This window comes from Ensifer sp. SL37 (assembly GCF_026672675.1).
GTDB classification, from domain to species: domain Bacteria; phylum Pseudomonadota; class Alphaproteobacteria; order Rhizobiales; family Rhizobiaceae; genus Ensifer; species Ensifer adhaerens.
Window position 1 is genome coordinate 328,143 of sequence record NZ_JAPPRN010000001.1, and the last position, 22,638, is coordinate 350,780.

The 22,638-nt window shown below is 63.8% G+C and carries 15 protein-coding genes; 7 read left to right on the forward strand and 8 right to left on the reverse strand.

What is annotated here, in order from left to right; all coding sequences use genetic code 11:
• Positions 1-75: 75 nt before the first annotated feature.
• Entirely contained in the window at positions 76-5,526 is a 5,451-nt protein-coding gene (locus OVA00_RS01580) for an alpha-2-macroglobulin family protein (protein WP_268088490.1), read from the forward strand.
• Between the two features lie 8 nt (positions 5,527-5,534).
• Entirely contained in the window at positions 5,535-7,616 is a 2,082-nt protein-coding gene (pbpC, locus tag OVA00_RS01585; protein WP_060530286.1) for a penicillin-binding protein 1C, read from the forward strand.
• Here pbpC and OVA00_RS01590 read toward each other — a convergent pair.
• Positions 7,606-9,402, reverse strand: coding sequence for an ATP-binding protein (locus tag OVA00_RS01590; protein ID WP_268087730.1), 1,797 nt, complete (start codon positions 9,400-9,402; stop codon positions 7,606-7,608). The two genes, pbpC and OVA00_RS01590, sit on opposite strands and share 11 nt — an antisense overlap.
• Before the next feature lie 68 nt (positions 9,403-9,470).
• On the opposite strand from OVA00_RS01590, the gene OVA00_RS01595 reads away from it, so the two are divergent.
• From OVA00_RS01595 to hpaH, 3 genes are all read left to right on the forward strand, one after another.
• Positions 9,471-10,130 carry a response regulator gene (locus OVA00_RS01595; protein WP_034799397.1) on the forward strand — a complete coding sequence of 220 codons (660 nt, stop codon included), beginning with the start codon at positions 9,471-9,473 and terminating at the stop codon, positions 10,128-10,130.
• Between the two features lie 207 nt (positions 10,131-10,337).
• Positions 10,338-10,952 carry a LysE family translocator gene (locus OVA00_RS01600; RefSeq protein ID WP_268087731.1) on the forward strand — a complete coding sequence of 205 codons (615 nt, stop codon included), beginning with the start codon at positions 10,338-10,340 and terminating at the stop codon, positions 10,950-10,952.
• A gap of 72 nt (positions 10,953-11,024) precedes the next feature.
• On the forward strand, positions 11,025-11,828 hold the full coding sequence (gene hpaH, locus OVA00_RS01605) for a 2-oxo-hept-4-ene-1,7-dioate hydratase (RefSeq protein ID WP_034799390.1): 804 nt from the start codon (positions 11,025-11,027) through the stop codon (positions 11,826-11,828).
• Between the two features lie 41 nt (positions 11,829-11,869).
• Here the strand turns inward: hpaH and OVA00_RS01610 are convergent, their stop codons facing one another.
• The 4 genes from OVA00_RS01610 to gcl form a co-directional block, all read right to left on the reverse strand.
• Positions 11,870-13,138, reverse strand: coding sequence for a glycerate kinase type-2 family protein (locus tag OVA00_RS01610; protein ID WP_268087732.1), 1,269 nt, complete (start codon positions 13,136-13,138; stop codon positions 11,870-11,872).
• 238 nt (positions 13,139-13,376) lie between these two features.
• On the reverse strand, positions 13,377-14,261 hold the full coding sequence (locus OVA00_RS01615) for a 2-hydroxy-3-oxopropionate reductase (RefSeq protein WP_268087733.1): 885 nt from the start codon (positions 14,259-14,261) through the stop codon (positions 13,377-13,379).
• A 5-nt stretch (positions 14,262-14,266) separates the two neighbouring features.
• Positions 14,267-15,082, reverse strand: coding sequence for a hydroxypyruvate isomerase (gene hyi / locus OVA00_RS01620; protein ID WP_060521690.1), 816 nt, complete (start codon positions 15,080-15,082; stop codon positions 14,267-14,269).
• Between the two features lie 77 nt (positions 15,083-15,159).
• Positions 15,160-16,944 (reverse strand): glyoxylate carboligase, encoded by a 1,785-nt coding sequence (gene gcl, locus OVA00_RS01625; RefSeq protein ID WP_034799378.1) that lies wholly within the window; start codon positions 16,942-16,944, stop codon positions 15,160-15,162.
• A gap of 171 nt (positions 16,945-17,115) precedes the next feature.
• Between gcl and OVA00_RS01630 the strand changes: the two genes are divergently transcribed.
• Positions 17,116-17,937 (forward strand): IclR family transcriptional regulator, encoded by an 822-nt coding sequence (locus OVA00_RS01630; RefSeq protein WP_034799375.1) that lies wholly within the window; start codon positions 17,116-17,118, stop codon positions 17,935-17,937.
• Positions 17,938-18,026: 89 nt separating this feature from the next.
• Here the strand turns inward: OVA00_RS01630 and guaD are convergent, their stop codons facing one another.
• Positions 18,027-19,379 carry a guanine deaminase gene (guaD, locus tag OVA00_RS01635; RefSeq protein ID WP_268087735.1) on the reverse strand — a complete coding sequence of 451 codons (1,353 nt, stop codon included), beginning with the start codon at positions 19,377-19,379 and terminating at the stop codon, positions 18,027-18,029.
• A complete protein-coding gene (locus OVA00_RS01640) occupies positions 19,376-20,614 on the reverse strand; it encodes a urate hydroxylase PuuD (protein ID WP_034799370.1) in 1,239 nt (412 codons plus the stop codon). Before OVA00_RS01640 ends, guaD begins: the two co-directional genes overlap by 4 nt.
• 147 nt (positions 20,615-20,761) lie before the next feature.
• Between OVA00_RS01640 and OVA00_RS01645 the strand changes: the two genes are divergently transcribed.
• The gene (locus tag OVA00_RS01645; protein ID WP_034799367.1) at positions 20,762-21,676 is read left to right on the forward strand and encodes a LysR family transcriptional regulator; all 915 of its coding nucleotides are present in this window, start codon (positions 20,762-20,764) and stop codon (positions 21,674-21,676) included.
• Between the two features lie 189 nt (positions 21,677-21,865).
• On the opposite strand, the gene OVA00_RS01650 is transcribed toward OVA00_RS01645, so the two are convergent.
• Positions 21,866-22,375: a hypothetical protein gene (locus tag OVA00_RS01650; protein ID WP_268087737.1), complete on the reverse strand. Its 510-nt coding sequence runs from the start codon at positions 22,373-22,375 to the stop codon at positions 21,866-21,868.
• Positions 22,376-22,638 lie beyond the last annotated feature (263 nt).

Below are 22,638 nucleotides of genomic sequence, written 5' to 3' on the forward strand. Positions count from 1 at the left end.
GGTTGACAAGCGGGGCGGAAGCCTGAAAAGTGAAGCCTCTATCGAGACCGGCAGCGTTGGGAGGACTTGATGTCTGTGCGCGCGTTTTTCGGCCTTTCCACCCTCTTCCTATCGCTTTTGACCGCCGGCATCCCCGCCGTTGCCCAGGAGAGTGGACGGCAGATCGAGATCACTCAGGACGGCGATTATTTCGGTTTCGACCTCAGGACCGAACAGAACGTCTCGCTCGACGAATGCCAGCAGACATGCATCGCGGACCAGGCCTGCCGCGCCTTCACCTACAATCCCAAGGTGAAGTGGTGTTTCCTCAAGTCCGACTATAACCAGCTCAACACCTTCCCCGGCGCCATCGCCGGCAAGGTCGTGCAGCCGCAGGTCACACAAGCCGACATCGGGGCGCCGCCGCGCCTGAAATTCCTGTCGGATCAGTTGCTGCAGGACGCCCGCAACACCAAGGCCAATCTTACCCTTGCCGACGATCAGCAGGGCATGGGCGTCAATACGCTCATCGACATGGCACGCGGCCAGGCCGGCATGGGCAATATCGAAAATGCGCTGAAGGCCTTCCAGGGCGCGTTGGCGATCAATCCTGATGACGCCGAACTCTGGCTGGAGGCGGCGCGAACCGCGAACCGCATCACCAACAATTCAAGCGTATCGATCCAGGCGGCGATCGCCGCGATCAACGGCTACGAGCTGACCCGCACCACCGAGAGCCGGGCGCATGCGCTTGCCGTCATGGCCAAATCGCTGGAAGGCGCCGAGAATTTCCGCGCCGCACTGAACGCCTACAAGGCGAGCCTGGAACTGGTGAAGGCAAAATCGGTCGAGGCAGCCTATCTCGACCTTAAGCAGCGCAAGGGCTTCCGCGTCGTCGAACATACGATCGATTCCGACGCTGCGACGCCGCGCGCCTGCGTGCAGTTCTCCGAGCAGCTTTTGAAGAGCGGCGCCGACTATGCCTCCTTCGTCACCGTCAATGGTGCTGCGCCAAAGGCGCTTGAGGCGAAGGGCGACCAGATCTGCATCGAAGGCCTATCGCATGGCGAGCGCTACAAGCTGACCCTTCGCGCCGGCCTGCCGTCCACCGTCGACGAAATGCTCGAAGCGCCCGTCACCCTCGATATCTATGTCGCGGACCGCGCCCAAATGGTGCGCTTCACCGGCGACAGCTTCGTGCTGCCGTCGACCGCGCGCCGCGGCATCCCGCTCGTTTCCGTCAACACCGACAGCGCCAAGCTGAAACTCTACCGCGTCGGCGACCGCAGCATCGCCCAGGTGCTGCAGAGCTCGCAGTTCCTGACCCAGCTCGACGGCTACAGCGCCCAGCGCATCGAGGATGAGATCGGCGAACTCGTCTGGCAGGGCTCGATCGACATCGAGCGCGACGTCAACAAAGAGGTCGTCACAAGCTTCCCGGTCGACGAGGCACTGCCTCAACGCAAGCCCGGCGTCTACGTCCTGACCGCCGCACCGACCACCGGTATCAGCCAGGAATGGGATGCGCGCGCGACGCAATGGTTCGTCGTTTCCGATATCGGTATCTCCACCTATGCCGGCACAGACGGGCTGAACGTCTTCGTGCGCTCGCTTGCGACTGCCGAGCCGATCGAAGGCGTCGAACTGCAGCTCGTCGCCAAAAACAACGAGATCCTCGGCACGGCGGTGAGCGATGATGACGGCCGCGTGACCTTCACTGCTGGACTGATCCGTGGCACGGCCGGGCTCACGCCCGCCGTCATCACCGCCAAGAAGGGCGAGGACGACTATGTCTTCCTCGACATGAGCCGCGCCGGCTTCGACCTTTCGGATCGTGGCGTCACCGGGCGCGCGGCTCCTGGCGCCATCGACATTCTCGCCTGGACCGAGCGCGGCATCTATCGTGCCGGCGAAACCGTGCATGCGGCAGCGCTTGCCCGTGACGTTGACGGCATGGCGATCGAGAACCTGCCGCTGACCTTCGTCTTCCTCCGCCCGGATGGTGTCGAATATCGCCGCATGACCAGTGCCGGCGGCAAGCTCGGCGGCCATACGCTCGACCTCGACACCCAGGCAAACGCCATGCGCGGCACCTGGACGATGCAGATCTTCACTGACCCGAAGTCGCCTGCGATCGGCGAGAAGCAGTTCCTGATCGATGACTTCGTGCCGGATCGCACCGAATTCGATCTCACCAGCGACGCCAAGGAAATCGCCGTCGGTGAGACGGCAAGCGTGGCAGTCGACGGGCGCTATCTCTATGGCGCACCGGCTGCCGGCCTCGAACTTGAAGGCGAAGTGACGATCAAGCCGACGCGCGAAAACGCCGCCTTCAAGGGCTATTCCTTCGGTCTTGCCGACGAAGAGGCGAGCGAAGACACGCGCCTGCCGCTCGAAGAGCTTTCGTCGCTCGACGAAGAAGGCAAATCCAGCTTCGACGTCCTCATCGACGAAGTGCCCTCGACCACGCAGCTGCTAAATGCCACCGTGACCGTTCGCATGCGTGAAGCCGGCGGCCGCGCCGTCGAGCGCTCGCTAAAACTGCCGGTGCGCGCCGAGGGCCCGATGCTCGGCATCAAGCCGGAATTCGAGGGTGAGCTCGCCGAAAACTCCGTCGGCAAGTTCCGCGTCATCGCCGTCGATCCGGCCGGCAGCAAGATCGCCATGCAGGGGCTCCTCTGGAAGCTGATCAGCGTCGAACGGAACTATCACTGGTATCGCGACGGCAGCGCCTGGAAATACGAGCCCGTCGTTACCACCAAACAGGTGGCCAACGGCAGCGTCGACCTGACGGAAGACGGCGGCGATATCTCCGTGCCCGTCGGCTGGGGCCGCTATCGCCTGGAAGTCGAGACGGCCGCGGTCGATGGCCCGACTTCGAGCGTCGAATTCGACGCCGGCTGGTATGTCGCGGCCACCTCGACGGAAACGCCTGACGGCCTTGAGATCGGGCTCGACAAGGAGAAGTATGCGGTCGGCGACACGGCCAAGCTGAAGGTCTCGCCGCGTTTTGCCGGCGAACTGCTGGTCACCGTCGGCACAGAGAACCTGATCACGACCGAGACGGCATCGATTGCGGCTGAAGGCGGCGAAGTCGAATTGCCGGTCACCGACGCCTGGGGCGCCGGCGCCTATGTCACCGCCACGCTCTACCGGCCGGGCGATGCCCAGGAAAGCCGCATGCCGATGCGCGCCATCGGCATCAAATGGCTCACCGTCGATCCCGCCGAGCGCAAGCTCGCCGTCACGCTTAACGCGCCCGAAAAGATGGAGCCGCGCCAGCCGCTCGACATCAGCCTCCAGGTCGCCGGTGCCGGTGCCAATGAGGAAGCCTATGTGACGATCGCCGCCGTCGATGTCGGCATTCTCAATCTCACCCGCTACGAGCCGCCGAACCCGGAAGCCTGGTATTTCGGCCAGAGACAGCTCGGCCTTGAAATCCGCGACCTTTACGGTCGCCTGATCGACGGCTCGCTCGGCGCGAACGGAAAACTGCGCACCGGCGGCGATGGCGGCCAGGTCGCGCTTCAGGGCAGCCCGCCCACGGAAAAGCTGGTCGCCTTCTTCGAAGGACCGGTACAGCTCGACGGCGACGGCAAGGCAACCGTCAGCTTCGACATCCCGCAGTTCAACGGAACGGCGCGACTGATGGCCGTTGCCTGGACGAAATCCGGTGTCGGCCACGCCACGCGCGACGTGGTGATCCGCGACCCCGTCGTCGTTACCGCCAGCCTGCCGCGGTTCCTGGCGCCCGGAGACCGGTCGGACCTGAGGCTCGATATCGCCAATACCGACGCACCGGCCGGCGATTACCAGATCCATGTGACGACCAGTGGCCAGGCCACCGTCGAGCAACCGGGGACGGGCAGCACGGTCACCCTGGACCAGGGCGGTCGCTCCTCCATCACCTTGCCGGTGGTCGGGCAATATCCCGGCAACGGCGTCGTCACCGTGGCGCTGACCGGCGCCAACGGCCTTTCGCTCGAGCAGTCGCTCGACCTGCTTGTGCGTCCGGCAACCCTGCCGGTGACACAGCGGCAAGTGGTTTCGATCGCGCCAGGAAGCAGCCTGACGGTCGACGGGCAGTTGCTTGCCGACAGCATCCTGCAGGGCGCTTCCGTCAACCTCAGCGTCACCCGCTCTGCCGCCTTCGATATGCCGGCACTGCTGATGACCCTCGATCGCTATCCCTATGGCTGCACGGAGCAAACGACCAGCCGCGCGCTGCCGCTGCTCTACCTGAGCGAACTCGCCAAGCAGTCCGGCCTTGCCGATGACGAGGGCGTGACGAAACGGGTGCAGGAGGCGATCTACCGCGTGCTCTCCAACCAGTCCTCGTCGGGCAGCTTCGGTCTTTGGGGGCCGGGCTACGGCGACCTCTGGCTCGATGCCTATGTCACCGACTTCCTGACCCGCGCCCGCGAGCAGAAATATGACGTGCCCGAGGCCGCAATGGTTCAGGCGCTGGAAAACCTGCAGAACGGCGTCAGCTACGACACCAACGCCAAGGATCGCGGCAACGAGATCGCCTATGCGCTCTACGTGCTTGCCCGCAATCGCAAGGCGGCGATCAACGACCTGCGTTATTACGCAAACACGCTGATCAACGATTTCCCGACGCCGCTCGCCAAGGCTCATATCGCCGCAGCGCTTTCGCTGTATGGCGATGCTCAAGGGGCGCAGGACACGTTTGCCAACGCGGCGAACATGTCGACGGGCCTCGTCAATGTCAGCCTGTCGCGCTCCGACTACGGCTCGTCGCTGCGTGACGGCGCGGCGGTGCTGGCGCTTGCGGCCGAAAGCCGACCGGTCCCGCCGATCGTTCCAGAGCTATCGAAAATGGTCGCCCGCGAATGGGAACAGAAGACCTATACCAGCACCCAGGAACAGGCCTGGATGCTGCTTGCCGCCCGCGCCATCCAGAATGGCGACGAGGACATGGCGCTCGATGTCAACGGCGCATCGAAGTCCGGCAGCTATGCCGCCCAGATGACCGGCGACGCGCTCATCACCCACCCGGTGGTGATCCGCAACCAGGGTGCTGATCCGGTTTCGGCCGTGGTCACCACGGTCGCCGCCCCCGCCCAGCCGCTTTCGGCCGGCGGCGACGGCTTCACCATCGAGCGCACCTACTACACGCTCGACGGAGCCGAGGCGAACGTCATGGAAGCGCGGCAGAACGAACGCTACGTCGTCGTGCTGAAAGTCACGGAGGCCAACGACTGGCCGTCGCGCGTGCTGGTCACTGACCTGCTGCCGGCCGGTTTCCAGATCGACAATCCGAGCCTCGTCGACAGTGCCCAGCTCAGCAATTTCGAGTGGCTCGGCGAAATCACCGCGACCCATACGGAGTTCCGCAACGACCGCTTCGTCGCAGCACTCGACCGCAGCATCGGCGCCGGCCGCGAGGTCACGCTGGCCTATGTCGTGCGCGCGGTAACGCCGGGCACCTATGACCATCCGGCCGCAACTGTCGAGGACATGTACCGGCCGCAGCTTTCGGCCCGCACCGCGACCGGGCGCATGGAGGTGCTGGCCGCGCAATAGGCAAGATCATGTCGATTGGGCGCAAACTGCTGATCGCCTTGCCCGTCTGCCTGCTGGTGACGGGGCTGACGGGCTTTGCGATCGAAAAGGCTGACGAGGCCTTCCCGCCGCCGCTTGCGGAGGCGGACGTCGTCTCGCGCGAGGTGGACGACGCCAACGGACAGCTCTTGCGCGCCTTCGCAACGCCGGATGGCCTCTGGCGACTGAAGACCACGGTCGACGATGTCGATCCGCAGTTCCTGAAGATGCTGATCGCCTACGAAGACCAGCGTTTTGAGGAGCATTCCGGCGTCGATATCCTGGCGCTTGGCCGCGCCGCGCTTCAATTCGTCAGCAATGGCCGCATCGTCTCGGGCGCCTCGACGCTTTCCATGCAGGTCGCCCGGCTGATCGAGCCGCGGCAGCAGCGCTCGATAACCGCCAAGCTGTTGCAAATCGCACGCGCGATCCAGATCGAGCGACGGCTATCGAAGGACCAGATCCTCAATCTCTATCTCACCCATGCGCCTTATGGCGGCAATATCGAGGGTGTGCGCGCCGCGAGCCTCTCCTGGCTCGGCAAGGAGCCGAAACGGCTGACGGCCGGCGAAGCGGCCCTGCTCGTGGCACTACCGCAATTGCCGGAGAAGCGCCGCCCGGACCGCAACCATGCCGCCGCTGTCGCCGCCCGCGAACGGGTGCTGACGCGTCTCGCCGTTGCTGACGTGATTGGCGACGGCGAAGCGGAACGCGCGATCGCCACGTCCGTTCCGTCGCGCAGGCTGCAACTCCCGGCCTATGCCGCGCACCTCGCCGAACGGGCGTTGCGCAAGGACCCGCGGGCGGTTCGGCATGAGACGAGCTTGCGCCTTGCCGTCCAGCGCAGCCTCGAAGCCGTGGCAAGGGAAGGGGCAACCAAGCTCGGACCGAAGGTTTCGGTCGCCATGGTGATGGCCGATGCGAAGACCGGAGAGATCGTCGCTTCGGTCGGATCGGCCGACTATTTCGATGCGAGCCGCTCCGGCTGGATCGACATGACGCGCATCACGCGTTCGCCGGGCTCCACCCTCAAGCCCTTCATCTATGGCCTTGCCTTCGAAGAAGGACTCGTCAGCCAGGAAACGATCATCGAGGACCGGCCGGCGGACTTCTTCGGCTACCGCCCACGCAACTTCGACATGAGCTACCAGGGCGATGTCAGCGTGCGCGAGGCGCTGCAGTTGTCTCTGAACGTTCCGGCGATCCGCCTGCTCGACGCGGTCGGCCCGGCCGAGCTGATGATGCGCTTTCGCCGCGGCGAGGTGAAGCCGGCACTTCCTGCCGGCGAAGCACCCGGCCTTGCGATCGGTCTTGGCGGCGTCGGACTTTCCCTGCGCGATCTCGTGCAGCTCTATGCGGCGCTTGCCAATCGCGGCTTCCCGCTCCGGCTCGGCGACGGCGTTGAGGGCAAGGCGGGCCTGATCGAAGCGGAACCGGTGCTTTCGCCGGTCGCCGTCTGGAATGTCTCCGACGCGCTCTCCGGCGTGTTGCCGCCCGCTGGCAGTCGCCAGCGCGGCATCGCCTATAAGACCGGCACCAGCTATGGCTACCGTGATGCCTGGTCGGTCGGCTATGACGGCCGCCATGTGCTCGGGGTCTGGGTCGGACGGCCCGACAATGGGGCGGTTCCCGGCCTCACCGGCTATGGCAGCGCCGCCCCCATTCTCTTCGAAGGCTTCGCCAAATCCGGCTTCGGCATCACACCGCTGCCCGATGCGCCGGCCGGCGCGATCCGCATTTCTCAAGCCGAACTGCCGATCAGCCAGCGCCGCTTCTCGCTGACGGCAAGCGGCCTCGTCAACGCTTCGGCCCGCGAGCCGGCACCGCAGATCGTGTTTCCGCCCGAGGGCGCACGCGTCGAGCTCAGTGCGAACCATCAGGCGCTTTCGCCGCTGACACTCAAGCTCCAGGGCGGACGCGCGCCGTTCCGCTGGCTTGCCAATGGCAAGCCTCTGCCGGAGCTCACCCGCCGGCGGGTCACGCAGTGGCAACCGGATGGTGCCGGCTATTCGACGCTGACGGTGATCGATTCCGTCGGCCGCGCCGCCAGCGTGCGCGTCTTCATCGAGTAACAGTGCGGATCTCGCGTGCCGCATCTTCAGGCCGCTCGGCGAGGAGCGCTTCGATCTCCTCCTCCAACCGCACCGCATCGAGCGGCTTGTGGAGAAGACGGTGGCCGCTTGCGGTCACTTCCTTCAGCCGTGTCGGCGACGTATCGCCGGAAAGGATCAGCGCCGGCACCTCCCGCCCGAGATGGGCCCTGATCTCCCGGATCGCATCGATCCCGGTCTTGCCGGCCTCGAGACGGTAATCGGTGATGACAAGATCGACCGGCGCCTCTCCCAGGCGCGCAGCCTTCGCAAGCTCCTTTCGGGCCCCGGCAGCCGAACGCCCGGCATAGACCGCATAGCCGAGCGTGCGGAGCAACAGCGCCGTTGCATCCAGCGCGTCGCGCTCGTCGTCGATGACGACGATACCCCCTTGCTGCGTCGCAGCGGTCGGATGGGCGCGTCCGGGCTTTGCCAGCGAAGGCGGCGCGACCACCGGCAAAGTGATGGAAAACATCGAACCGCGACCCTCCGTCGAGACTACCTTGATCGGGTGGCCGAGCAGAGCGGCGGTACGCTGCACGATGGCAAGGCCGAGCCCGAGCCCCTGCGCCCGGTTGCGTGCAGGATTTTGCAGTTGCACGAACTCCTCGAAGATCGCTTCCTGCTCTGAATCGGGGATGCCGACACCGGTGTCCCAGACCTGCACCTCCACCGCCGCACCGCGGCGTCGGCAACCGATCAGCACCTTGCCGGTCCGTGTGTAACGGAACGCATTGGAAATGAGGTTGTCGAGGACACGCTTCAGCATCATCGGGTCGGTATCGACCCAGACATCCGTCATCACCACGCGCCATCCGAGGCCCTGGTCCTTCGCAATGCCGGAGAACTCCGCCTTGAGGTCGTGGAACAGTCGCCGTAGGGACACCGGTTCTCGCGCGACGGTCACGATTCCCGCGTCAAGCTTGGAAATGTCGAGCAACGCGTCGAGCAGACCGCCGAGATTGCCGATAACCGAGCGCGCGCGATCGGCGAGGTCGCGGGCGTTCTTGGCCGGAACGTCACCGTTGCGACCGAGTGCTGCGAGCGTCGAGGTGAAAAGGCTGAGGGCGTGGATCGGCTGACGCAGGTCGTGGCTTGCGGCAGCGAGGAACCGCGACTTGGAGCGATCGGCGCTCTGCGCCTTGTCGCGCTCTGCCTCAAGGCTGGTGATCAGCGACAGATTCTCGAAACGCAGCCGCACCGTTTCGGCAAGCGTCCTGTGGGTGACGCGGCTGTAGTAGAGGTCGACGCCGAAGAGGCAGATGGTGAAAATCAGATAGGTGTCGTAGATCCGCCCTTCGCCAAGGAAGCAGCGGATCGCGAAGGGCAGGAGGATCGCAACCAGCGAGCCGGCATAGGCGAGCGGAAAGGCAGACAGCGACGGCACCGCACCGCTGGCAATGCCTGTGATCACGATGCAGACGAAGGCAAGCGTCTGCGGCTCGTCCGGATGGAAGGCAAACCAGCCAAGCGCGCCCCAGAGACCGCTGGAAACCCACGAAAGCAGCGTGAAGCGCCAGGCCCATCGCCGCCAGTCCCGCGTCCGCCCTTCATCCGTCTGCCGCCGATATCGCCAGTCGAGAAGAATGCGGGCGAACGTCAGCAGATAGAGTGCGGCGCCCCATGAAAACAGCAGGTCCCACGACACAAGATCGCGCAGGACATAAGCAACCGGCAGTGGAATTGCGAAATTGGCAAAAAGCACCGCGTAAGATTGACGAAATAATAAGCCTATCAGGAGAGGTTGCAGGTGTTCGCGAGTCTCCATTGCCGCTCCTGTCTCGATGCAACGCCATGTCCGCGGAGAATTGCCGATTTCGATGAAGGATTGCTTACATGCGCAAACTGCTGACGATCGTGGTGGCAGACGATCACGCCATCGTTCGCGAGGGCCTGAAGCTGCTGCTCTCCACCATGGACCACGTATCGGTGGTTGCGGAAGCGGCCGACGGCGAGACGCTGACGACCATCGTTCGCGCCAGCAGTCCTGATCTGGTGATCCTCGACCTCGGCATGCCGGGGGTTGCCGGCGTGCAGTTCATCAACGAACTCCGGGCGGTCGCGCCGCGCATGAAGATCCTGGCGCTGACCGCAAACATCGAGCCGCGAACCGTGCGGGCCGTGATCGCCGCCGGGGCCAGCGGTTACCTGACGAAGACCGGCGACCCGGCCGAACTGAATGCAGCACTCGACGCAATGCTGCGAAACGAAATTTATCTCAGCCAATCGGTTCGTTTCGCCATCGACGATCCCCGCAGCCACCAGCCGCCGCCGACAACCGATACGGCGCTCTCCCCCATCCCCCTCACCCGCCGCGAAATGCAGATCCTCTCTCTCGCCGCCCAGGGGCTGACCGCGCGCGAGACCGCCGATCGCCTCGGTATCAGCCCGCTCACGGCCCGCAAGCATCGCGAGAACCTGATGCGCAAGCTCAGTCTGCACAACACGGCAGAGATCGCGGCCTATGCGCTGCGCATCGGCCTGCCGATCGGTTGATATCGCAGTCCTCGCCGGTCTTTCCGGAAATCACCTTCCCTTAACCACGGCAAAACAGGCGATCCTGCCACAACGCCGAAATACGGCACCTGCCGTATGTCAATCGGATACAACCAAGCGTAGTTCTCCCGCTCTATCGCGCCACCGAGATGGTTCGACGCCAAGACGTCGGCCCGGGGCGTTCCGGCTACTTCGGGAGGAGCCCCCATGCCGTCGCTGGAGCATTGGATTTCGTTCGCACTGGCAACGGCGATTTTCGCCTTCATGCCGGGTCCTGCCATTCTCTATATGACGGCGCAGACGTTGGCGCATGGCCGCAAGGCCGGCCTCCTGGCGGCGCTCGGCATCCATATCGGCTGCTACGTCCACATCGCCGCCGCGACGCTCGGGCTTGCCGCCCTGCTTCACCATGCACCGCTTCTCTATGGGGCGATCAGGCTTGCCGGCGCCGTCTATCTGGTCTGGCTCGGCGCGACCATGCTGCTCGGGGTCGGCAAACATGCCGCCCACGCCGAGGCTGCGAAACCCGGCGTCCTGCGCGACAGCATCGTGGTGGAAGTCCTCAATCCCAAGACCGCCTTGTTCTTCGTGACCTTCCTGCCGCAGTTCGTGGATCCGGCCGCGGCGATGCCGATGTCGCTGCAGTTCCTGATGTTCGGCCTGCTGGTGAACCTTGCCCTGTCGGTCGCCGATATCGCAGCCGTCTTCCTCGCCTCCTTCACGCTCGGTCGGCTGGTTGGTGGCGCCGGCAATCTTGTTCCGCGCGCCTGCGGTTCGATCCTCATCGGCCTCGGCCTGATGCTGGCAAGTCAGCCGATCTGATCGCCCAAAGACGGTGCGCGCGCCGGGTCCGACCTTGGTGTATCCTTAAGGACGCTGAAGTCGGGGGGCGCCATGCTGAATGCAACCGAGATCGCCAAGGCCGCCGAAAGCCTGCATCAGGCCGAACGCGATCGAAAACAGATCGGGCTCCTCTCGCTCAAGCATCCCGAAATGACGGTCGACGACGCCTATGCGATCCAGGCGGCTCTGGTCCGGCGCAAACGCGACGACGGCCACCGCATCATCGGCTGGAAGATCGGGCTGACGTCCAATGCCATGCAGCAGGCGCTCGGCATCGACACGCCCGATTCCGGCGTGCTCTTCGACAACATGCTGTTCGACGACGGCGCAAGCATACCCGCCGATCGCTTCATCCAGCCACGGGTCGAAGCGGAGATCGCGTTCATCATGAAAACCGGGCTCAAAGGCCCGCGGGTCAACATCGTCCAGGTCCTGAACGCCACGGATTATGTCATGCCGGCGCTGGAAATTCTCGACAGCCGGATCGTCCGCACGGATCCGAAAACAAAGAAGGCGCGCATCCTCGTCGATGCGATCGCCGACAATGCCGCCAATGGCGGCCTCATCCTCGGCGGCCGCGCCGTGCGCCCCGATACGGTCGACATGCGCTGGATGGGGGCGATCGTCTCGCGCAACGCGGTGATCGAGGAAACGGGACTTGCGGCCGGCGTGCTCAACCACCCGGCGCGCGGCATCGCCTGGCTCGCCAATCGTCTGGCGCAATGCGGCGACGCGATCGAGCCCGGCCAGATCGTTCTCTCAGGCTCTTTCATCCGCACGCTCGAAGCCAGGAACGGCGACACGATCGTCGCCGATTTCGGCGCTTACGGCTCGGTCAGTTGCCACTTCGCGTGAGGCGGGTGGTAACGGCAGACCACGCGCCCAGCAGGCCGACATCATTGCACCAGGATGGCGCGGAAGTCGTTGACGTTGGTGCCCGTTGGCCCCGGCTTGAAGAGATCGCCGAGCGCATCGAACGCCGACCAGCTGTCGTTCTTTTGCAGGAATGCCGCGGCATCCAGCCGTTGCGCCGCGAGACGGGCGATGGTGGTGTCGTCGGCGAAAGCGCCGGCGTTGTCCTCGGAGCCGTCGATGCCGTCGGTGTCTGCGGCCAGCGCCGAGACCCCTTTGGCACCGTCGATGCCGAGCGCCAGCGCCAGCAGGAATTCGCTGTTGCGTCCGCCCTTGCCCTTACCGCGGATGGTGACGGTCGTCTCGCCGCCCGAGAGAACGACGACCGGTTTGGTGAACGGTCGACCGCGGCCGGCGACTTCCCGGGCGATCGCCGCATGCACACCGCCAACGTCGCGCGCCTCGCCCTCGATCGCATCGGAAAGAATGATCGCGTCGATGCCGGCGGCGCGCGCCTCTGCAGCCGCGGCCTCGAGCGATACGGATGCGGATGCGATCAGCCGGACTTCGTTGCGGGCAAAACGCGGGTCATCAGGAGATGGCGCGGCGCTATCTGGGCTATTGATCCACGCCATAACCTTTGCCGGCAGGTCCAGACTGTAGCGCTCGATCAGCGTCAGCGCATCCTCGCGCGTGCTGGCGTCCGCCAGTGTCGGGCCGGAGGCGACCAGCGCCGGATCGTCGCCCGGAATATCGGAAACGATCAGCGAAACGACCTTGGCCGGATAGGCCGCGGCAGCCAGCCGACCGCCCTTGATCATCGAGACGTGCTTGCGCGCGGCGTTCATGGCGCTGATCGGCGCGCCGGAGGCAAGCAACGCCCGGTTGACGGCGATCTCGTCTTCCAGCGTCAAGCCGGGTGGTGGCGAGGGCAAAAGCGCCGAGCCACCGCCGCAGACGAGCGCGACGACAAGATCATCCGCCGTCAGGCCGCAGACTTCGGCGAGCAAGCGCTTCGAGGCCAGCAAACCGTTTTCATCAGGCAGGGGGTGCGACGCTTCCAGCACCTCGATCGTCTCGCATGGGGCTGCATAGCCATAGCGGGTGACGATCACGCCCGAGAGCGGACCATGCCAATGGCGTTCGAAGGCGGCTGCCATCTGGGCCGCACCCTTGCCGGCCCCAACCACCACCGTCCGCCCCTTCGGTCGCGCCGGCAGGTTGGCCGCGATCACTTTCTCCGGATCAGCCGCCGCAACGGCCGAGGTGAACAGCGCTTCGAGGAAACGGCGTGGATCGGTGATGGCTGGCATTGGTCTCCCCCTGGAGGATGTCGCGTCGCTCCATCCTTATATGTCATCCCCGCGCAAATCGCGGTTGGAACTGCGTGAAAGTCTCGGGCGGCGGTTCCTCCAACCGCCGCCCGGACGCATGACCGGTCCGGTACAATGGGACGCCGGACGAGTCATGCGCATTTAAGGTCGTCGCCTGATCTTTTCAAAGCGGCGCAATTCCTAACGGAAAACCGCTTCGCACGTTTCCTGGAATTGCTTAGGCAACCTGGTGGTTCGCCATGCGCTCCAGCGCCCGGACGAGGCCGGAGTGGTCTAGGCCGCTGTCGCCGTTGGCGGCGCAGTTGTTGAAGAGTTCCTGCGTTGCCGCCGTGTTCGGCAGCGAGATGCCGAGCGACTTGGCACCCTGGAGAGCCAGGTTGAGGTCCTTCTGATGCAGCGAGATGCGGAAGCCCGGATCGAAGGTGCGCTTGATCATGCGCTCGCCGTGAACTTCGAGAATGCGCGAGGAGGCAAAGCCGCCCATCAGCGCTTCGCGGACGCGCGCCGGATCAGCACCCGCCTTGGAGGCGAAGACAAGCGCTTCCGAGACCGCTTCGATCGTCAGCGCAACGATGATCTGGTTGGCGACCTTGGTGACCTGGCCGTCGCCGCAATCACCGACGAGCGTGATGTTCTTGCCCATCAACTTCAAGAGCGGCAGGGCGCGGTCGAAGCTCTCCTGGGCGCCGCCCGCCATGATCGAGAGCGAAGCATTCTTTGCGCCGACTTCGCCGCCGGAAACCGGGGCGTCGATGTATTCGGCACCGGTCTCGCGAACTCTCTTGGCCAATTCCTTCGTCTCGATCGGCGAGATCGAGCTCATGTCGATGACGAGCTTGCCCTTGGAAAGACCGTAGGCGACGCCGTTTTCGCCGAAGAGAACATCCTTGACCTCAGGGGTATCCGGCAGCATCAGGATGATGGTGTCGACGGTTTCGGCCAACGCCTTCGGCGAGTCAACGAACTTGAGGCCGTTGTCGAGCAGCTCCTGGCGCGGCGGGATGACGAACTTCGAGGTGACGATGGTGTGGCCGGCATCCTGCAGGTGGCGCGCCATCGGCGTGCCCATGATACCCAGTCCAATGAAACCGATTGTTGCCATGGTGTTTAGCTCCTGATCTTGATGATGTCTGCGGATTGGGTGCGCTGGCGCTCGGCGCCGAGCCAGCCGAGGCCGTCGGCCGTCGTGGTGCGCGGCTTATATTCGCAACCGATCCAGCCGTCGTAGCCGGCCGCTTCCAGCGCGTCGAAGACGAAGGGATAGTTGATCTCGCCGGTGCCCGGCTCGTTGCGGCCCGGATTGTCGGCAAGCTGGACATGAACGATGCGATCGGCAAAGCGCTTGTAGGTGCCGATCAACTCGCCCTGCGTGCGCTGCTGGTGGTAGAGGTCGTACTGGATGAACAGGTTGTCGCTGCCGACCTCCTCAATGATCGAAGCCGCCTGCTCGACCGTGTTGAGATAGAAGCCCGGAATATCGAAGTCGTTGATCGGTTCGATGAGCAGGCGAATGCCCTGCTTGCCGAGTTCGCTTGCAGCAAGCTTGAGATTGGCGACCAGCGTGTCGCGCAGCACCTGTTCAGAGACACCGTGAGGCGCGATGCCAACCAGGCAGTTGACCTGCTTGCAGTCGAGCGCCGTCGCGTAGTCGATGGCGCTCGCCACGCCTTTGCGGAACTCGTCGACCCGGTTAGGCAGGATGGCGATGCCGCGTTCGCCGCTCGCCCAGTTGCCTGCCGGCAGGTTGTGCAGAACTTGGGTCAGGCCATGGCGCTGAAGCTCTGCGCGCAGGCTCACCTTTTCGAATTCGTAGGGAAACAGATATTCCACACCCTCGAAGCCGGCCTTGGCAGCAAGGGCGAAACGATCGAGGAACGGCACCTCGTTGAACAGCATTGTCAGGTTCGCAGCGAACTTCGCCATGCGATGTTTCCTCCTTGTGTTTGTCTTGTGAGCGATGCGGGCGGCGGAGCGCCCGCATCTCCTCAGTCATTCAAGGCTCAGTCGAGCAGGGCCGTGATCGCGGTCGGCACGTCCTCGCCGCGCAGCGCCAGTTCCTCGAACTCGACGACCGCATTGATGTCGGCGCCCATGGAGATGTTGGTGACGCGCTCGAGGATGAACTCGATGACGACGGGAACCTGGTGCTCGTCCATCAGCGCGCGCGCCCGGTCGAAGGCTTCCTGGAACTCGTTCGGGCTGCGCACACGGATCGCCTTGCAGCCGAGACCTTCGGCAACCGCGACGTGGTCGACGCCGTAACCCTTCTCCGCATCGCCCGACGCGTTGATGTTGTCGAAGGCGAGGCTGACTTCGAAGTCCATGTTGAGACCGCGCTGCGCCTGGCGGATGAGGCCGAGATAGGAATTGTTCACGACCACATGCAGGTAAGGCAGCTTGTGCTGGGCGCCGACAGCCAGCTCCTCGATCAGGAACTGGAAGTCGTAGTCGCCTGAGAGTGCCACGATCGTCCGGTCCGGATCGGCGGCGCGAACACCGAGTGCCGCAGGCAGGGTCCAGCCGAGCGGTCCGGCCTGGCCGCAATTGATCCAGTTGCGCGGCTTATAGACGTGCAGGAACTGGGCGCCGGCGATCTGGCTGAGGCCGATGGTCGAAACGTAGCAGGTGTCGCGGCCGAAGGCCTTGTTCATCTCTTCATAGACGCGCTGCGGTTTCAGCGGCGTCTGGTCGAAGTGGGTCTTGCGTAGCATGGTGCGCTTGCGCTCGCGGCACTCTTCCGCCCAGGCGGACCAGTCACGCAGCTTGCCCGCCGTCTTCCATTCCGTCGCGACATCGAGGAAGAGCTTCAGCGCAGCGCCGGCATCCGAGACGATACCGAAATCGGGCGCGAAGACGCGGCCGATCTGCGTCGGCTCAATGTCGACGTGAACGAACTTGCGGCCTTCCGTGTAGGTCGGAACGTTGCCGGTGTGGCGGTTTGCCCAGCGGTTGCCGACGCCGAGCACGAAGTCGGAGGCGAGCATGTTGGCATTGCCGTAGCGATGCGAGGTCTGCAGGCCGCACATGCCGGCCATCAGCGGATGGTCATCCGGGATCGTGCCCCAGCCCATCAGAGTCGGAATAACCGGAATTCCGGTGATTTCGGCAAATTCTGTCAGAAGGTCCGATGCATCGGCGTTGATGATGCCGCCGCCGGCAACGATCAGCGGGCGTTCCGCTTCGTTCAGCATCGCGATCGCCTTCTCGGCCTGGGCCCGCGTCGCCTTCGGCTTGTAGGCTTCAAGCGGCTGGTAGGTGTCCGGATCGAATTCGATCTCGGCAAGCTGGACGTCGACCGGCAGGTCGATCAGCACCGGGCCGGGACGGCCGGAGCGCATGATGTGAAACGCCTTCTGGAAGACGAAGGGAACGAGCGCCGGCTCCATGACGGTAACCGCCCACTTGGTGACCGGTGCTGCGATCTTGGCGATATCGACAGCCTGGAAATCTTCCTTGTCGAGACGGGCGCGCGGCGCCTGGCCAGTGATGCAGAGGATCGGGATCGAATCCGCCGAGGCCGAATAGAGGCCGGTGATCATGTCGGTGCCGGCCGGGCCCGACGTGCCGATGCAGACTCCGATATTGCCGTGCTTGGCGCGCGTATAGCCTTCGGCCATGTGGGAAGCGCCTTCGACGTGGCGCGCCAGGATATGACGAACCGAGCCGCGCGCCTTCAGCGCCGAGTAGAACGGATTAATGGCGGCACCCGGTACGCCGAAGGCACAGTCGATGCCTTCCTTTTCCAGAACAATAACAGCCGCGTCAACGGCACGCATCTTAGCCATGGGAACTCCTCCAATTTCCTGAAACAATAATCCATTATCGTCGATACGCAACACGCAAATGGAATTCATTTCCATCATGTGGAAATAAAGATTTTCAATAATTCGGAGAAAATCGCGGCATGGCCTGATAGAGGATGATGGGCGAGACACGTGATTTGCAGAGAGGCTTTTATGGACGGCAACGGCAGGGGAAAACGCGGACGCAAGGCGGGCGAGAACGCCGCCCCTTCATCCGTCCAGGTGCTTGATCGCAGTCTCGCCCTTTTGACGGTCGTGGCCGAAGGCGACGGCTCAACCCTCACCCAGCTCGCCGACGAGACCGGCATGGCGCCGTCGACCGTGCACCGGCTGCTGGCAACGCTTGCCGGCCACGGCATGGTGATGCACGACCCGGACACGGGCGCCTGGACAGTCGGCTTGAAGGCGTTCGAGATCGGCAACGCCTATCTGCGCTTCCGCAAGCTCGGCACCATCAGTCGGCCGTTTCTAAAAGGACTGATGGAGGAAAGCGGCGAGACGGCGAATATCGGCATCGAGGAAGGCGGCGACGTCGTCTTCATTTCGCAGGTCGAAAGCCACGCGCCGATGCGCGCTTTCTTCCGTCCCGGCCGCCGCGGTCCGGTTCATGCCTCCGGCATCGGCAAGGCCATCCTGTCCACCTGGTCCGACAAGGAGATCGCCCAGCTGCTCCACGGTCGCGAACTCGCGCATTTCACCGACAAGACGCGCGATACGCTGCCGGCGCTGTTGAAGGATATACAGGAGATCCGCCACCGCGGCTGGTCGGTCGACGACGAGGAGCACACGCTCGGCATGCGCTGCGTCGCCGCTCCGATCTTCAACGAATATGGCGAAACGATCGCCGGCATATCCATCTCGGGCCCGTCGGTCCGCGTCAGCGATCAGAAGCTCTCGACCTTCGGCCCCATCGTGCGCGAACGCGCGGATGCGCTGACCAAGGCGATGGGCGGCAAGCGACCGGAAGAGCTTTAAATCCCGACCAACAGAAACGCCGCGCGTCCGATCCGGACACGCGGCGTTATAATAGGCAATGCTGGCGAGCCAGCAGGGGCGGACGCGCCTTAGGCCGTTTCGAGGCTCTTTACTGCCGAGGTGACTGCGTCCTTCGCAGCGCGTGCAGCTCCCTTCATCGGCTTGCCGGCGACATAGGTCTCGGCCACGCATCGATCGTCACCCATCGTCTGCAGGATGAAGAGTTCCTCGACAAGCGAACCGGCAACCCGCATGCGCAAGTCCATCGACGGCTTGGCGCGGCTATCAAGCACCACGATATCGGCGTCGGCGCCGGCATGCAGCGAGCCGATACGGTCGTCGAGATCGAGCGCCCGGGCGTTGCCGAGTGTCATGCGGTAGAAGGAGTTGAATGGCGTCAGCCGCTGGCCCTGCAGGTGCAGAACCTTGTAGGCCTCGTCCATCGTCTCCAGCATCGAGAAGCTGGTGCCGGCGCCGACATCGGTCGCGACCGACCAGCGGGCGCCGAGCTTGTCGAAGCGATCGCGATCGAAGAGACCCGAGCCGAGGAACAGGTTCGAGGTCGGGCAGAAATTGCCGACGGCACCGGTTTCGGCGAGTACCGAAATCTCGCGGTCGCTCAGATAGATGCAGTGGCCGAGCAAGGTCTTGCGCGTCAGCAGATCGTAGCGCGCGTAAATGTCGGTATAGTCCTTCGCTTCCGGATAGAGCGACGTGGCGAAGGCGATTTCGTCCCTGTTTTCAGAGAGATGCGTCTGGACGTAGCACTCCGGATGCTCGGCGACGAGCACGCGGCTCGCCTCCATCTGCTCCGGCGTCGACGTGATGGCAAAGCGCGGACTGATGGCGTAGTGCGCGCGGCCACGGCCGTGCCACTTGGCAATCAGCGCCTTCGTCTCGTCATAGCCCTGCTGCGCCGTGTCGCGCAGCGCATCGGGCGCATTGCGGTCCATCATCACCTTGCCGCCAATCATCAGCATGCCGCGCGCTTCGGCCGCCCCAAAATAGGCGTCGACGCTCTCCGGATGCACCGAGCAATAGGCGGCCGCCGTGGTCGTGCCGTTCGCCAGAAGCTCATCCAGGAAACGGCCGGCGATGAAGTCGGCGTGCTCCGGTTTGCGGAACTTCTGCTCCTCGACGAAAATGTAGGTGTTCAGCCATTCGAGAAGCTGGGCGCCGTAGGAGGCGATCGCCTGCGTCTGCGGGAAATGCAGATGCGTATCGATCAGGCCTGGCAACACCAGATGAGGGCGATGGTCGGCGACCTTGACGCCGGCACCGGCACGACGGGCGACATCGACATGATCGCCGATATCGGCGACCTTGCCGCCGCGCACGAGCACGGCGCCGTCTTCGAAGTAGCGATAGGAGGTGGTGTCGTCGATGCCCTTCGGTTCCTCGACAAAGGTCAGCACACGGCCGCGGATCAGCAGATCGGTCATTGGGTCTTTCCTCCATTCACGACGGATTCGTACCAGGCGACGAGCAACTGCCGCTCCTCGTCCGATACGCCGGTGACATTGGCGGGCGGCATCGCGTGGCTGCGGCCGGCCTGCAGGTAGATTTCACGCGCGTGATTGGCGATCTCAGTGTCGGTCTCGAGCATCACGCCCTTCGGCGGGACGACGATGCCCTCCCAGCCCGGCTCCTTGGCATGGCACATGGAACAGCGGCCAAGCACCGTGTCGCGAACCTTCGGAAAGGCTTCCGCCGTCACGAACGGCTGTTGCGCGGCGGAAATCTTCGCCTCCTCGCCGCCAGCAAGAATCTTCGGCACGGTCGACAGCCACATGATGACGACGAAGAGCAGCGCAGTGACCAGCCAGGTCCAGGTCGGGTTGCCCTTGTTCGCGTGACGGGTGTTGAAATAGTGGCGGATGGTCACGCCCATCAGGAAGACCAGCGAGGCGATGATCCAGTTGTACTGGGTACCGAACGCCAGCGGATAGTGGTTCGACAGCATCAGGAAGAGAACCGGCAGCGTCAGGTAGTTGTTGTGGGTCGAGCGCTGCTTGGCGATCACGCCGTACTTGGCGTCGGGCGTGCGGCCAGCGATCAGGTCGCCGACGACCACCTTCTGGTTCGGAATGATGATGAAGAAGACGTTGGCCGACATGATCGTCGCGGTAAACGCACCGAGATGCAGGAAGGCTGCGCGGCCGGTGAAGAGCTGCGTGTAGCCCCAGGCCATGCCGACCAGAATGAAGTAGAGCAGCACCATCAGTCGGGTGTTGTCGCGACCGAAGGGCGACTTGCAGATCGTATCATAGGCGAGCCAGCCGAAGGCAATCGAGCCGAGCGAGATGGCGATCGCCACCGGCTTCGAGACGTCGAGCACGTTCGGGTCGATCAGGTAGAGGTCGGCGCCGGCGTAGTAGACCAGGCAGAGCATGCCGAAGCCGGAGAGCCAGGTGACGTAGGACTCCCATTTGAACCAGATCAGGTGCTCCGGCATGTTGGCCGGCGCAACCAGGTATTTCTGGATGTGGTAGAAGCCACCACCGTGCACCTGCCATTCTTCGCCATAGGCGCCGACCGGCAGGCCGGGATGTTTCTTCAGACCGAGGTCGAGGGCGACGAAGTAAAAGGACGAACCGATCCATGCAATGGCGGTGATGACGTGCAGCCATCTCACGGCAAAGGTCAGCCAATCCCAGGCGATGGCATAGTCGTACATGAAATTCTCCCATTTCTCCTCGGACCATTATGTGTCATTGCTGGAGGTCGCGGGAACGTCGCTGCTTCACCAACACTTTCAAAAAAATCTATAAAATAGCGACGGAATGGATAGGCTAGAGAGAGCCTGAAGGAGTGGGACGGAGGCATGTCTTATCTGGACAATGTGCGCGTCTTCGTACGCGTCGTAGAGCTTGGAACCCTGTCGGCAGCGGGTCGCGACCAGCGCGTGACGCCGGCGGTTGCAAGCAATAGAATCAAAGAGTTGGAACGCCATATGGGCGTTCGCCTGTTCAATCGGACGACGCGCAAGCTGACCCCGACGGAGCACGGTCGCGTCTTTTACGACGGCGCGGTGAAGATCCTCGAGGCTGTCAACGAAGCAGAAAATGCGATCGCCGATCTCTCGCGCAATCCGAAGGGCGCGCTGAAGATTACCGCTCCTTTGGGGATAGGTCGGCGGCTGATTGCATCGGGCATTCCGGAGTTTCACGACAAGTATCCCGACATCGAAGTGCGGCTTCGCCTGTCGGACCACAATGTCGATATCCTGTCGGAAGGCGTCGACGTCGCCTTCAAGCTCGGCATCCTCGAAGATTCGAACCTGCGCATGCGCGGCATCATGAATTGCGAGCGCGTTGTCTGCGGTGCGCCTGCCTATTTCGAGAAGCGGGGTATCCCTCAGACGCCCGACGCACTCATCGCCGACAAGCACGACTGTCTGCTGCTCAGGTATCCCGGTTCGAAAGAGTATTTCTGGACGCTCCAGACCATGGAAGGCGTGCGCAAGCTCGAAGTCACCGGACCCTATGATTCCGACGACGGCGACGTGCTGACGCAGTGGGCGCTCGACGGCCGCGGCATTATCAACAAGCCGCTGTTCGAGGTGAAGGCGCACATCAATTCCGGCGCACTCGTCCCGATCCTCGTCGACACGCCGCCGCTCAGCGTGCAGCTTGCGGCGATCTATCCACACAAGCGGTTCCAGGACCCCAAGGTGCGACTGATGATCGATTACATGGCCGAGCGCTGTCAGCGCCTGATCAACGGAATGCTGGCCTGACCGTTCGTCTTCCGGCCGCTTCGGTGTGGGCCAAGGAGCAAGACTGCACGCCCTAGGCATCGCCGGGGGCTGCCGGCGGCTCCTATCGACGGAGAGCTGGTTCTTTCGCCCGGCACGGGGCGATCTCAACGTAGTTTGCAAAAGAAAGAAGGCGCGCCGATGCGGCGCGCCCTCAACATTTTTCAGAGATCAGCGTTTCACGTCGCTGTGCTTCGACTTGCCGGGAACGCCGTCACCGCCGCCGTTGCCGAAGCCGTTGTTGGCGTGCTTGGGCTTGCCGCCACCGCCGCCGTCACCGCCGGTGCCGCCGCCATCGCCACCGGTGCCGCCACCATCACCACCCGTGCCGCCGCCATCGCCGCCGGTACCACCGCCGTCGCCACCGGTGCCGCCGCCATCGCCGCCCGTACCACCACCGTCACCGCCGGTGCCGCCGCCATCGCCACCGGTGCCACCACCGTCACCACCGGTGCCACCGCCATCGCCGCCGGTGCCACCACCATCGCCGCCCGTGCCGCCATCACCACCGGTTCCTCCGGCGCCGCCAGTCCCGCCGTCGCCACCGGTGCCGCCCGTGCTGCCTTCACCACTGGTAGTACCCCCATCGGCGTGGGCAACGCCGATCATGAACGGCGCGCTATAGTGCGTCAGCACCGCGAATGCCGTGGACAAGAGCAGAGCACGCGTCAGTTTCTTCATAGTCGTCTTCCGATCTGATGCGTCCCCGTCTCTGTGCAATTGCGTAAAACGCGATTTGTCTGAAAAGCACTAAAGAAAATCCTGGACGCGTTACTTCCGCTAAGGTCGACCTCAGCGTCAACCTTATTTTAGAAACTACTGATGATAGACAGATCCGGAAGCAAAGGGTAAGCGACACATTTGTGGTATGGCTTACGGCGCACGGGTCATGCGACCGATCCATTCGGGTTAGGGATCACGCTGTCGCAGCTGGCGGACGGCCG

Bases quoted from the DNA above. Each gene is read 5' to 3' on its own strand.
- OVA00_RS01615 (WP_268087733.1), bottom strand. From the start codon at position 14,261: ATGGCAACAATCGGTTTCATTGGACTGGGTATCATGGGCACGCCGATG.
- OVA00_RS01645 (WP_034799367.1), top strand. From the start codon at position 20,762: ATGTCTTATCTGGACAATGTGCGCGTCTTCGTACGCGTCGTAGAGCTT.
- guaD (WP_268087735.1), bottom strand. From the start codon at position 19,379: ATGACCGATCTGCTGATCCGCGGCCGTGTGCTGACCTTTGTCGAGGAA.
- OVA00_RS01640 (WP_034799370.1), bottom strand. From the start codon at position 20,614: ATGTACGACTATGCCATCGCCTGGGATTGGCTGACCTTTGCCGTGAGA.
- gcl (WP_034799378.1), bottom strand. From the start codon at position 16,944: ATGGCTAAGATGCGTGCCGTTGACGCGGCTGTTATTGTTCTGGAAAAG.
- hyi (WP_060521690.1), bottom strand. From the start codon at position 15,082: ATGGCGAAGTTCGCTGCGAACCTGACAATGCTGTTCAACGAGGTGCCG.
- pbpC (WP_060530286.1), top strand. From the start codon at position 5,535: ATGTCGATTGGGCGCAAACTGCTGATCGCCTTGCCCGTCTGCCTGCTG.
- OVA00_RS01590 (WP_268087730.1), bottom strand. From the start codon at position 9,402: ATGGAGACTCGCGAACACCTGCAACCTCTCCTGATAGGCTTATTATTT.
- OVA00_RS01630 (WP_034799375.1), top strand. From the start codon at position 17,116: ATGGACGGCAACGGCAGGGGAAAACGCGGACGCAAGGCGGGCGAGAAC.
- OVA00_RS01595 (WP_034799397.1), top strand. From the start codon at position 9,471: ATGCGCAAACTGCTGACGATCGTGGTGGCAGACGATCACGCCATCGTT.
- OVA00_RS01610 (WP_268087732.1), bottom strand. From the start codon at position 13,138: ATGCCAGCCATCACCGATCCACGCCGTTTCCTCGAAGCGCTGTTCACC.
- OVA00_RS01600 (WP_268087731.1), top strand. From the start codon at position 10,338: ATGCCGTCGCTGGAGCATTGGATTTCGTTCGCACTGGCAACGGCGATT.
- hpaH (WP_034799390.1), top strand. From the start codon at position 11,025: ATGCTGAATGCAACCGAGATCGCCAAGGCCGCCGAAAGCCTGCATCAG.
- OVA00_RS01650 (WP_268087737.1), bottom strand. From the start codon at position 22,375: ATGAAGAAACTGACGCGTGCTCTGCTCTTGTCCACGGCATTCGCGGTG.